This is a genomic window from Jeotgalibacillus salarius (assembly GCF_004405125.1).
GTDB lineage: Bacteria > Bacillota > Bacilli > Bacillales > Jeotgalibacillaceae > Jeotgalibacillus > Jeotgalibacillus salarius.
Genome location: NZ_SORX01000001.1, coordinates 25,135 through 37,659, shown reverse-complemented (window position 1 = coordinate 37,659; position 12,525 = coordinate 25,135). Strand labels below are relative to the sequence as shown.

13 protein-coding genes are annotated in these 12,525 nt (G+C 41.6%); 4 read left to right on the top strand and 9 right to left on the bottom strand.

Annotation, left to right across the window (positions count from 1 at the left end; genetic code table 11):
- Positions 1-147 precede the first annotated feature (147 nt).
- From E2626_RS00180 to E2626_RS00170, 3 genes are all read left to right on the top strand, one after another.
- Complete coding sequence (locus E2626_RS00180) at positions 148-1,467, top strand: Na+/H+ antiporter family protein (RefSeq protein ID WP_134378418.1); 1,320 nt, start codon at positions 148-150, stop codon at positions 1,465-1,467.
- Between the two features lie 83 nt (positions 1,468-1,550).
- Complete coding sequence (locus E2626_RS00175) at positions 1,551-1,940, top strand: hotdog fold thioesterase (protein ID WP_134378416.1); 390 nt, start codon at positions 1,551-1,553, stop codon at positions 1,938-1,940.
- Positions 1,941-1,992: 52 nt separating this feature from the next.
- A complete protein-coding gene (locus E2626_RS00170) occupies positions 1,993-2,376 on the top strand; it encodes a DUF2188 domain-containing protein (protein ID WP_134378414.1) in 384 nt (127 codons plus the stop codon).
- Here the strand turns inward: E2626_RS00170 and mnhG are convergent.
- The 7 genes from mnhG to E2626_RS00135 are packed head-to-tail and all read right to left on the bottom strand — an operon-like array spanning position 2,373 to position 8,146.
- Entirely contained in the window at positions 2,373-2,750 is a 378-nt protein-coding gene (gene mnhG / locus E2626_RS00165; protein ID WP_134378412.1) for a monovalent cation/H(+) antiporter subunit G, read from the bottom strand. The two genes, E2626_RS00170 and mnhG, sit on opposite strands and share 4 nt — an antisense overlap.
- Positions 2,734-3,009 (bottom strand): Na(+)/H(+) antiporter subunit F1, encoded by a 276-nt coding sequence (locus tag E2626_RS00160; protein WP_424955109.1) that lies wholly within the window; start codon positions 3,007-3,009, stop codon positions 2,734-2,736. The genes mnhG and E2626_RS00160 overlap by 17 nt, the downstream gene beginning before the upstream one ends.
- Positions 3,010-3,017: 8 nt before the next feature.
- Entirely contained in the window at positions 3,018-3,494 is a 477-nt protein-coding gene (locus E2626_RS00155; protein WP_134378408.1) for a Na+/H+ antiporter subunit E, read from the bottom strand.
- A gap of 6 nt (positions 3,495-3,500) precedes the next feature.
- Positions 3,501-4,982 (bottom strand): Na+/H+ antiporter subunit D, encoded by a 1,482-nt coding sequence (locus E2626_RS00150; RefSeq protein WP_134378406.1) that lies wholly within the window; start codon positions 4,980-4,982, stop codon positions 3,501-3,503.
- Positions 4,975-5,316: a Na(+)/H(+) antiporter subunit C gene (locus tag E2626_RS00145; RefSeq protein WP_134378404.1), complete on the bottom strand. Its 342-nt coding sequence runs from the start codon at positions 5,314-5,316 to the stop codon at positions 4,975-4,977. Before E2626_RS00145 ends, E2626_RS00150 begins: the two co-directional genes overlap by 8 nt.
- Positions 5,316-5,744: a Na(+)/H(+) antiporter subunit B gene (locus tag E2626_RS00140; protein WP_134378402.1), complete on the bottom strand. Its 429-nt coding sequence runs from the start codon at positions 5,742-5,744 to the stop codon at positions 5,316-5,318. The genes E2626_RS00145 and E2626_RS00140 overlap by 1 nt, the downstream gene beginning before the upstream one ends.
- Entirely contained in the window at positions 5,741-8,146 is a 2,406-nt protein-coding gene (locus E2626_RS00135; RefSeq protein ID WP_134378400.1) for a Na+/H+ antiporter subunit A, read from the bottom strand. The genes E2626_RS00140 and E2626_RS00135 overlap by 4 nt, the downstream gene beginning before the upstream one ends.
- 320 nt (positions 8,147-8,466) lie before the next feature.
- On the opposite strand from E2626_RS00135, the gene E2626_RS00130 reads away from it, so the two are divergent.
- Positions 8,467-9,042, top strand: a complete 576-nt coding sequence (locus E2626_RS00130; RefSeq protein WP_134378398.1) for a DUF5366 family protein — start codon at positions 8,467-8,469, stop codon at positions 9,040-9,042.
- Positions 9,043-9,385: 343 nt separating this feature from the next.
- Here the strand turns inward: E2626_RS00130 and E2626_RS00125 are convergent, their stop codons facing one another.
- Positions 9,386-11,236, bottom strand: coding sequence for a transglycosylase domain-containing protein (locus E2626_RS00125; protein ID WP_166786672.1), 1,851 nt, complete (start codon positions 11,234-11,236; stop codon positions 9,386-9,388).
- A 20-nt stretch (positions 11,237-11,256) separates the two neighbouring features.
- Entirely contained in the window at positions 11,257-12,453 is a 1,197-nt protein-coding gene (locus E2626_RS00120; protein WP_134379282.1) for an MFS transporter, read from the bottom strand.
- Positions 12,454-12,525 lie beyond the last annotated feature (72 nt).

Here is a 12,525-nt window from a genome sequence, read left to right as displayed (position 1 = left end):
TCCTTTTTTCATCTTTAATTTCAAATTTTGCAACAATCATCAATCATATTGACAGCCCTGCTTTTACTCTGTTAATGTATGAAAGGTGTTTTTAATACGTTACCTGTTTAGCAGAGTAAAGATTTCAATATAAAGGAGTTAATATAGATGAATGCTGTTGTCATTGCTGTCATAATCATGCTGGTTTTAAGTTTAATTCGAGTCAATGTTGTAGCTGCACTCATCATAGGGGCTGCGGCTGGCGGTCTGATCGGCGGACTGTCTGTAGAAGAAACAGTCAGTGTGTTTTCTGAAGGTGTAGGTGGTGGTGCAAATATCGCACTGAGCTATGCTCTGTTAGGTGGATTTGCAGTGGCCATTTCTTATACTGGCTTGCCAAAGTTAATGGTAGATAAAATTGTAGCTGTTGTCAGTAAAGAAGGCGAGCCGAGAACAAAGGCACTGCCAAAGGTTTTGATTATCCTTGCAATATTATCAATTTCGATCATGTCACAAAACATTGTCCCGGTGCACATTGCTTTTATCCCGCTATTAATTCCACCTTTACTCTTGGTGATGAATGAATTGGGCATAGATCGAAGACTGGTTGCAACGGTGATTACATTCGGATTAACGGCACCATATATATTACTGCCATACGGGTTCGGTCAGATTTTCCATGACACCATAGCAACCAATATGGATTTAAGCGGTCTGACAATTGATATGAACGACATTCCCACGGCAATGCTGATTCCAACTGCGGGAATGATACTCGGTCTCCTGGTTGCCATTTTCATCAGCTATAGAAAAACGCGCGAGTATGATAATCGCAGAGTTTCTCTTCAGGATGGAGATGCGAAAACCATTACGACAAAAGATTTAATCGTTACAATCATTGCGATTGTGGCAGCTCTTATTATTCAATCAGTGTTTCAATCAATGGTATTCAGTGCAGTAGCAGGTCTTGCGGTCCTTTTCGTGAGCGGGACAGTGAGGCTGAAAGACCAGGATCAGCTGATGACTGATGGTATGAAGATGATGGCATTCATCGGGTTTGTGATGATTTCTTCGAACGGTTTTGCAGAAGTAATGAAGGAAACTGGTGCAGTAGAAGGCCTCGTAAATAGTTCAGCTGATTTAATTGGCGGAAATCAGGCTGTAGGCGCGTTGCTGATGTTAATCGTTGGATTAGTCGTCACGATGGGGATTGGTTCTTCATTTGCAACGATCCCGATCATCGCTGTGCTGTTCGTTCCTTTAGCGCTTGAGCTTGGGTTCAGTCCTATGGCTACAGTCGCATTAATTGGAACAGCCGGTGCTTTAGGAGATGCAGGATCTCCAGCGTCAGACAGCACGCTTGGACCAACAGCCGGTTTGAATGCAGACGGTCAGCATAATCACATCTGGGATACATGTGTACCGACATTTTTACACTTCAATATTCCGCTTATCCTATTCGGCTGGATCGCCGCACTTGTTTTATAATCAAAAGGCTCTGTTTCTGCAGAGTCTTTTTTTCTTGCGTATAAACACCTGCTGGGAGAAGATAGAAAAAAGGGGGAGAAACAATGGATTGGAACAGAGACACACTAATGGACGCACTTGGTATCAAAATGATCAGCGTAGAAAAAGGCAGAGCAGTGGCTGAAATGCCTGTAGACGGTCGTACACATCAGCCATTTGGCTATCTGCATGGAGGCGCCTCAGTTGCACTTGCTGAAACGGTTGCAAGTGTAGGGTCCGCTGCAATGGTAGATTTGAAGGAATACAGCTGTTTCGGACTTGAAATAAATGCTAACCATATTAAAGCAAAACAGGAAGGTATCGTCACAGGTATTGCCGAGATTATACATAAAGGTAAAACAACAATGGTATGGCAAATTAAAGTGGTGGATGAAGAAGGGGAGCTTCTTTGTATTTCACGATGTACAGTGGCGGTTGTGCCTAAAAGGAAATAGGGTTTAATTTCCTTTCATAGTGGAAAAGAATGAATAACTAGGAGGTCTCTATATGCCGTGGAGTAAAAACGATTATCCGGATTCATGGAAAAACCTTGACCCGGACGTCAGAAATAAAGCAATTGAAATTGGTAATGCACTTTTAAGAGATGAAAACTATGATGAGAGCAGAGTCATCGCGATTGCCACAGATAAAGCCAAGCAGTCAGTTCAACAGGATGACCAGGACACATATCAGCTGAAGCCGCATGATAATGGATGGCAGCTAGTCAAAAGAGGATCCGATCAGGCGATTTACGTTGAAGAAACAAAAAACGCACTGGAAGAGAAAGCAAAATCTTATGTAACTAGTCATGGTGGTCAACTGGAGATGTACAAAGAAGACGGTTCGTTCGATGAGACATTATATGAATCAAAAAACTCATCCGGGGATTAATCCCTGGATGAGTTTTTCTTTTTCTTCGCTTCGAATTGTTCTTTTTTAGCAAGATCGTCCTGAATACTCTCAGGAGCAAGTTTAACACCTGTATTGTAGGCAGCTCGTGCAATTAAGTGACCGCCTACAGGAGCGGTGATCAGAACAAAAAAGATACCGAGAACAATACGTGAATTAAACATGCCTTCCTCCGTAAAAAAGAAGAGGAGTGCACCAATTAATACACTCATCACACCAAGGGTTGCACTTTTCGATGCAGCGTGTGTCCGTGTGTACAAGTCAGGTAACCGGATCAGTCCTATGGCAGTGACGACGCCGAAAAATGCGCCAATTAGAATAAAAGCAACTACAAAATACTCACTTATGTCGATCACGGTCTATAATCGCTCCTTTCTCAATATATTTGGAGAAAGCAACTGTACCGATAAAGGCCAGAATGCCCAATAGCAGAATGACCTCTAAAAAGACACTCGTACGTAACAGGATTGAAAACAAAGCAGTAACAGCAATCAGGCTGATTCCAAGAGAATCGAGCGCAATGACACGATCTGCTGTTGAAGGTCCTTTAATGGCACGAAAGACAATACCAATCATCGCAATCGCAAAGGCGACAAGTGCAATATAAACGCTCATGTCCAGCATTATCGGCTCACCTCCATGATTGCTTTTTCAAAACCTTCCCGGATTGAAGAAATGTTGCTCTTAATATCTGCTGCATTTAATGCGTGAATGTAGAGAGTACCATTATCATCACTGACATCAACAACCAGTGTTCCCGGTGTTAGTGTAATCAGTAAAGATAATAGTGTAACTTCCCATCCATGCTCTAGCTTCGTGTCATACTTAAATATTCCTGGTTTCAAATCCATTTTAGGACGAAGTACAATTGCAAGTACTTCAATGTTGGCTTTAATTAATTCATAAGTAAACAGCAGCGTTAACTTTAGAATAGCCCAGACCCTTAAAATATAGATCCGTGTCTGGAAGAATCGTCGTAATACATAAATAACGAGTAACCCCAGCAAATAACCAATTATAAAACTTGATATGCTGAATGATCCGGTCAAAAACATCCAAAGGAACGCTAGAAAGAAATTTAATAATACTTGAAAGGCCATATCACATTACTCCTTTAACACTGCTTCAATATAGATTGAAGGATCGATGAGTGGTTCAGCCGCCATTTGAATAAACGGGTAGACAGCTTCAGCCCCAACGCCATATGCAATGGCAATCAGAACAAGTCCTGCCGCCGGCACCCAAAGACGGTTTGCGTGTTTTGCTGATACTCCGTGATACTCTTTTGGCGTTCCCCAGAAGCCATTCATAAAGATCTTCATTGCAGAATAAAGGACAAGCAGGCTGGACAGAAGAATTAATAACGGACCAATCATATCTCCAGTTTCAAAACCACCCTGAACAATCAGCAGTTTTCCAACAAAGCCGCTGAGTGGTGGTATCCCTGCAAGCGCAAGGGCTGCAACAAAATAAGTCCATCCTATTCTTGGATAGTCTCTGATCATGCCACCCATTTGATTGAGGTGACTGCTGCCGGCCAGTGCAATCATAATACCAATTAGCAGGAACAGTGCGGCTTTGATAATCATATCGTGAAGAAGATAGAATACTGCTCCTTCAAGTGCTGCAGGTGTCATCGCTGATACACCGTATAGAATAACGCCGACTGCAATGACGATGTTATAAATAATGATCGTTCTCACATCTCTGTAGGCCACAGCCCCAATGACACCAACCACAATACTCAGTAATGCAAGCACTGCAAGGATCTGGTGAGTTAATCCCTGATCATGATAGAAAAACAACGTGTACGTTCTCATAATTGAGTACACACCGACTTTTGTCAGTAAGGCCCCAAATAACGCAAGGATCGGAATCGGTGGTGCGCTGTACGATCCAGGAAGCCAGAAGTAAAGCGGGAAGATTGCACCTTTTAATCCAAATACGAGTAAGAAAAAGATTGCAATGACCGAAACGATTCCGGGGCTTCCCAGTTCAGTAATGCGCTGAGACACATTTGCCATGTTCAATGTTCCAACAACTGAATAAAGGTACGCAACAGCTGCAACAAACAGCGCGGATGAAATCACATTGATCAGCACGTATTTTATGGATTCACGCAGCTGTCCGCTTTTCCCGCCTAATACAATTAACATGTAAGAAGCGATCAGAAATACTTCAAAAAATACAAACAGGTTGAAAATGTCACCTGTTGTAAAAGCACCATTAATTCCGACTAACAGGAACATAACGCCAATATAAAAGAAGAAGCGTTCATATGATTCATTCATATAATAGATGGCGTACCATACGACAAAAAACGTTAGTATACTTGATGTTAAGACTAATAGAACAGAAAGCATATCCGACACCAGTGGAATTCCGTATGGTGCAGGCCAGCTTCCCAGATTTACTGTTTGAATTCCATTCGCTTTTACTTCTGCTGCCAGCACAATTGAGGCAATAATTGTTCCGGCAATGCCAATAAGGGCAATTGTCCGCTGTGCTTTAATACGCTTCGGGAAGAACATTAATAGTACAGCAGCTAGAAGTGGAATGAGAATTGGTAATAGCGGTAAATTAATCATTCGGCTCATTCCCTTTCATTTCTTCCATATTATCTGTTCCAAGCTCCTGATAAGCACGATAAGCAAGTACCAGGAAAAATGCCGTTACCCCGAAACTGATGACAATCGCAGTCAATACAAGTGCCTGTGGAAGAGGGTCAGCATATGACGTAATGTCATCCATTAATACAGGTGCTGCACCTCTTTTTAGCCCGCTCATTGTTAAGAGTAACAAATGGGCACCGTGACTTAGCAATGCTGTACCAATAATGACACGAAGCAGGCTTTTAGAAAGAATAAGATACACGGCAGATGTGAATAAAATTCCTACGACAATCGACATTAAGATTTCCATTATTCACTCTCCCCAATCGTTTGAATAATGGTCATTGTGACACCAATGACAACCAAATACACACCTATATCAAACAACACTGCTGTGTGAAGTGAAGTTTCACCTAATAAAGGCAAATTAAAGTAGTCATACGCATGTGTCAGAAATGGCTGATTAAATAACAATGCACCAGCTCCTGTTAACACAGCAATCATTAATCCTGCAGCAGTCATTAGACGATAGTCAAAAGGCAGGATAGTATTGAGCGTCTTAATATCATACGCGAGCAGCAATAACACAAGAGCTGCAGCAGTCATTAATCCTCCTATAAACCCTCCACCGGGCGTATAGTGTCCGGCAAAGAATAAATGGATTGAGAATAAAATAATGATAAACGAAATAACCGTTGTAACCGTTTGGAGGATTAAATCATTCGGTTTTTTCTTCATCCTTTTTGCCTCCTAACGCCACGGAAGTTAACCATCGCATAAATACCCAGTGCAGCGATACCTAATACGCAAATTTCAAATAATGTATCAAAACCACGGAAGTCAACGAGAATTACATTGACCATGTTACCTCCTGCTGCCAGGTCATAGACATTATCAATATGATACTGAGAGATGGACTCAAATGACTGGTTGCTGTAGGAAGCAATTCCAATCAGGGTAACAGTAATTCCGACTAAAATAGAAATGACTGCATTTCCAATTTTAAATTTCATGCGTTCTTCTTTTCTGCTGATTTCAGGCAGATGATAGAAGCACAGCAGGAACAGTGCAACTGAAACAGTTTCAATCACAAGCTGAGTCAGCGCAAGGTCAGGTGCTCTGAAGAACACAAAGAACAATGCAACCGAATAACCGACCACACCGAGCAGTACGATCGATGTCAATCTGGATTTCGCAAACAGAATCGTGATCGCCCCGGCAACCAGCACAAGTGCAAGCACTACTTCATAAATGCGGATTTCCGCAAGGTTTGACGTATCAATCGCAAATGCGTCACGAACGCCAAGTGTCGATAACAGAATGGCAACAAAGAAAGCAAAAATGTAGATCAGATAAGATCTCATATAACCCGTCATGATAAATTCATTCAGCCTGAAGCTTCCTGATTCACCTTTTTCAAGACCATTATCATATACACCGTTGATCGTAAATCTTTCAGGAATCCGGTTATAAATTCCCTGCCATTTAGCAAGCGTAGCGTACATGATGATACCGGTTAAAATGATGCCCAGTGTCATAAACAGCTCAGGCGTGAACCCGTGCCAGAAATAAATATTTACATACACTTCCTGTCCGGCATCAGTCAGGCTTGGCAGTATTGATTCAACTGCCGGCTTAATCATACTGTTCGCCAAAAGGTTAGGGAAGAAACCGAACAGAATAACAAGCGATACCAGGATAAGAGGTGAGATTAACATACCGATTGGCGCCTCATGCGGCTTTTTAGGCAGCTTATCGAACTGAGGCTTACCAAGAAACGTTTTAAAGACAAGTTTAATACTGTAAATAAACGTGAACACACTTGCAATCCAGGCAAGTACAGGGAACAGAATCCCCCACGTATTTAAGTTAAACAGATCAAGTTCAAAAACAGAAATCATCCCCGTCAGGAACATTTCCTTACTCAGGAATCCATTAAACGGAGGAAGACCGGCCATTGAAAATGATCCAATGATCGCAATGGTGAACGTGATTGGCATCAGGTTGACTAATCCGCCAAGCTTTCTGATATCACGTGTTCCGGTTTCATGATCGACAATTCCCGCCATCATGAAGAGACTTCCTTTAAAGGTTGCGTGGTTAATTAAATGAAAGACAGCTGCAATCGTTGCTGTCATATACATATTGTCATCCAGCGTATCAAAGTGAAGTGCAGCAGCACCAAGGCCAAGTAATGACATAATCAGACCAAGCTGACTGACTGTAGAATAAGCAAGTATTCCTTTAAGATCAGTTTGTTTAACTGCGTTAAAGGATCCCCAGAATAAGGTGAAGATACCAAACCCTGCTACAAGCCATAGCCATACACCTGATTCTGCAAATATCGGGCTCATACGGGCAACAAGATAAATACCCGCTTTAACCATTGTCGCAGAGTGAAGGTAAGCTGAGACTGGTGTCGGTGCTTCCATTGCGTCAGGCAGCCAGACGTGAAACGGAAACTGTGCAGATTTAGTAAATGCACCGAGAAGCACTAGTAGCATTGCCATAATAAATAATGGATCTGCCATCAATTGGTCGGACATGCCGATCAACTCTCTGATGCTGAATGTACCGCTCATCAGATAGAGAAGAACAATACCACCAAGCATGGAAAGTCCGCCGAACACGGTGATAAGCATAGATTTCTGAGCACCGTAGCGTGAGCGTTCTTTGTCATACCAATATCCGATTAACAGGAAAGAGGAAATTGAAGTGAACTCCCAGAACATGTAAAGGACAATCAGGTTATCTGAAAGAACGACCCCGAGCATCGCACCCATGAACATAAGTAAGTACACGTAAAAATTATGAAGTGCTTCTTTTTCCTTTGCCAGGTAATAGATAGAATAAAGGACGACAAGTGATCCAATTCCTGTGATCAGCAGGGCGAATAACAGTCCGAGCCCATCTACATAAGCAGTAAAGTTAATTCCCAGTGATGGAATCCACTCGAAAGTCTGTGAAACAGTTTGTCCGCTGCTTGTTACTGGCATGTACTGTATAAAGTAAATAAACAGTGCCAGTGGAACGAGCAAGACGAACCATCCCGTGTGAACTGAACGGAATCCCTTAAATAAAAAAGGGACGAATACTGCCGCAATAAAAGGCAGTACGATGGCTAAGTGAAGCAGCGACAATGAAGATCCCTCCTTAAGTTCTCTGTCACACATTTAAATAAGGACTCTCGTCTTACACGGAAGTCCTTAGTCATGTGATCATTTTTATTTTGTATAGAAATAAGTATAACGTAAAAGAGCTGTATATGCATAATGGAATCACTTGTATCATAGGCTTTCTCTCTATCTTATATATAGGAAGAAAGCGGTCTGCTGTCATAAAAATTTTAATAAATCGTGTCGGATTTTGCCGACTGTATCTAGAATCTTTTGGAATTTCCTTTTAATAAAAGTCAGAAAAGTTTATGATGTGAATAGAATAAATGCCAGGAGAGTCATAGATGAAAAATACGTACTTAACAGGATATCTGCCTTTATTTTCAATATTGATGTTCAGTCTCTCTTTTTCAGTATACGGTGTAGGTGTATTAACCGAATTATTCAGAGGGATTGGCATATACGCAGGAATGAGGGAATTTCTTTCCGATCTGGAGTTAAAAATATTTATATTAATTGTATTAATGATTATCTTTTTTATGATTTTTGCTGCTCTGAAGCTGATTGCTGAGACGATCAATGAGGTCGCGCTGCTGTTTTTTTCGAGGGATAAAGAAGGCGAAGCGCTTAATCGGGTGCGTTCCGGGTCCCTGATCTATTTCTTTGGATCACTTGCAACGATTATTAGTCTGTCATCGATTAGAGGCTTGTTGATTATTTTCGTTGTGACTTCATTTGTTTATTTCGTATACTTTGTGCTGAAAGTCAGTACGACACTCTCTGCAGGCGGAACAGTAGGGGTCATCCTGTTTGAAATTACGATTTGGGCAGCTTTGATATCAGCGGTTCTTTATGTAGTAATCAGACTGTACAACGGTCTGCTTGCAAGTCTGCCGATTCTTGAACAGTTACCGGCATAGCAAAAGGTTGGAGTATAGCTTAACCGGCTCACTGCGCTCCAGGCGGATGCTTTCCGCGTGGACGGCGGTGAGCCTCCTCGAGCTGAAGCTCTGCGGGGTCTCACCTAACCGTCTTCTCACGCTGGAGTCACCGCCTTCCGCTTCGTTCACCTAAGAGAGTTTATAATAAAACATCATGCGAAACTTACGTATTTTTTAACCTTGTCCCTGCTCCTTCTTGGAGTCTTCTTAACTTCCACTTCAATCACCCTGAGACTTCTTGGTATAGATTAGTATTAAAAAGGAGTATTACACTGTAACTTAAACAGGGTAACACTCCTTTTTGATGGTCTTTTGTTTTAACTCAACGCATCATGTCTTTCCAGATCATATGTGCAGGGCGGTTTGTTTCGATGTTTCTCATATTTTCCGGGATGTCGTGGCCAACCCATACGCCGCCAGTGTATTGGTCGGTCAAGCCGACTGTCCAGTAGTCTGCCCAATCGTTTGTTGTGCCGGTTTTTACACCGATATAAGGCTTGTTAAGATAAGCGGGGCTGCCTGTGCCTGAGACTGCTGCCGTATTCAGTAATTCTCTCATCTTAGTTGTAGTTTGAGGTGACCAAATCGGTATTTGTTTATCTTCCCATTCATAGAGCACATTTCCGCTGGTATCTGTTACCATCCGGATTGCATGGGTTTGAGCATAGTTTCCGTCTATGAAACTGGTAAAAGCATCAGTCATTTCAAGAGGAGACATTCCATATGTGAAACCACCTGAAGCTGCTGCGAGAGTCTGGTCACCAGGCTGCATGTGATCAAAATCAAATGCATTTAGGTATTTGAACGCATTCTCTACACCTGTTTCATTCATCAGTCTCACCGCAGGGGTATTGAGTGACAGAAGAAAAGCTCTTGAAATCGATACGTTCCCATATTCGATTCCGCCATAATTTTCAGGACAATAATTCTGAATGCAGAGACTGTCCGCGTTGACGGTCTGACTTAAAAACGGCTGGAAAGTTTCAATATATGGCGCATACACGAGCAGAGGCTTAATTGCAGAGCCTGGCTGACGTGTAGCCTGATAAGCCCGGTTAAAATTATATTTATGATAATCTTTCCCGCCTGAAATTCCCACGATTTCACGGGATGCATTATCAATCAGCACTGCAGCACCTTCCACACCCTCATAGGGCAGATTTTGTCTGACTGCAGCAACCGTTTTATTTTGAAGTCCGGGATCAAGAGCGGTATGAATGTATATACCTGATCCGAGTACTTCAGTTGTCCGCTGATCGAGTTCCTGATAGATCTGTTCTTTTACAGAAGTTTTTTTGGCACTGTTGAGCCGGTCTTTATAGCCTTCTTTTTGTGCGATCAGCTGCTTAAGTTCATATTCAACGTAGACTGCATAGTCAGGATATAAATCTGTGTTCTCATATTGCTGAATCGTAATTCTTTCTGCTTTCAGAGTCTCAGCTTCTTCACTGTCAAGCATTCCTTCAAGCACGAGAATATCAAGCAGTCTTTCCTGACGCACTTTTGCCTCATCAAAATTGTTGATAGGGTCATATTTTGAAGGGTTGTTAGGAATGGCTGCTAAAAATGCCATTTCAGCTTTTGATAATTCACTTAAATCTTTATTAAAGTAGTACAAAGAAGCACCTTTAACACCATAAACCCCGTTACTGTAATAAATAATATTTAAGTAAGCAGAAAGAATTTCATCTTTTGACAATTTTTTTTCAAGCTCATTTGCATAAAAAAGCTCAGTCATTTTTCTGTTGTAGGTTTTGTCCTGTGTTAAATACAAATTTCTTGCAAGCTGTTGAGTAATTGTACTCCCGCCCTGCTGAATATGTGTGAAAACAAGGTTTTTCACAACAGCACGAATAATAGCGCCTGCGTCAAATCCAATATGATCATAAAAGTTCTGATCTTCTGAATAAACGGTTACATCTTTTAAAAACTGTGGCATCTCTTCATCAGAGGCATATAGCCTTACGCCGGAACTTCCCTGTGCGAACCGGTTTCCGTCTTTGTCCAGAAGAAAGCTTGTTTCATTTGCTTCTATATTATTTACATCTACTTTTTCTGACACTGCTTCCTGGAAAGCAGCCTGTGTTTTTATTTCTTTGTCTGTTTCGATCCACAGGAAAATGCATAGCGGCAGAAGCAGCATTACACCTGCAAAACCCAGTGTCATTCGCATGATGCAGTTCTCCATTTCTATTAATTTGCTAATTGAATCTGACGTCTGCTCCACCAAAGAAGCCCGAACGCACTCAGGAACAAAAATCCTGTTACATAAAAAACGGAAGAAATTCCGATGTAACCTGATAACAATCCTCCAAATACAGGCCCTGCGACATTACCAAGGAATCTGAAGCTTTGATTATATCCGAGGACTTCCCCCTGCATTGAAACAGGAGCAGCATGTCTGATAAAGGCAGTCACACTCGGGATGATTCCTCCAATTGCTATACCAAACAGGAATCTTAAAATAACGAGCTGCCAAAGCTCTGTGACAAGCGCCTGTGGCACAATAAAAGCCGCAGACAAAATAAGCAGAATGATCAGCACTCTCTCATAGCCAATCGAATCACCGAGATTACCCCAGCCGCGGGTTGCAATTAAGTTTCCAAATCCAGTGGCCGAAAAAGCAAGGCCTGATAAAAAGGCAATATTGGAAGCGCTCGTCAAACTATCAACATAAAGCGCGAGGAGCGGTTGTATACTGAAATTAGCCATTTGTACAAGGAATGAAAGAGCCATCACAGTCAGTAACATCCGGTGACTGACAATGTGTTGAAACACTTCTTTTCTTGTATACGACTTCTCATTCTTTTTATCGGCAGATTTCTTCTTTTCTGTAATCCCGAACATCACGACTGTTGCAGCAATTGAGATAAAGACCGCTGTAATGATAAATGTGTAACTGAATCCAAATGCATCAGCCATCAAACCGCCAAGAATCGGTCCAAATAGACCGCCGGATACGGTGCCCATCTGCAGCGTACCTAATGTTCTGCCGGCAATATGTTTTGGTGTCTGAGAAGAAATGAGTGCAAGGGACGTTGGAATAAACCCAGTCACAATGCCCATAAACATTCTCAATATAAACAATCCAAGAACTGAATCAATAAATCCCATCATAAAGACGCTGAATGCTATGCCATATCCTGTAATCATCAAAATTGGTTTGTAACCAAAACGATCACCAATTCTCCCCCAGATTGGAGAGACAAAAAATGCAGTTAAAAAAGTAACACCAAACACGAGTCCGGACCACTTTTGAACATATTCACTCGAAAAATCACCCATTGTTTCTATATACAAAGATAAAAACGGTAAAACCATCGTAGCACTGGCAGCAACAAGAAAGTTTGCAACCAGCATAATAATCAGGTTCTTTTTTTCAACAGTAATTTCAAACACCTTCTTAAAATAGTTAACTGAATTATTTCGTGTGACGTAGTAATTATACAGGATAGAAATGAT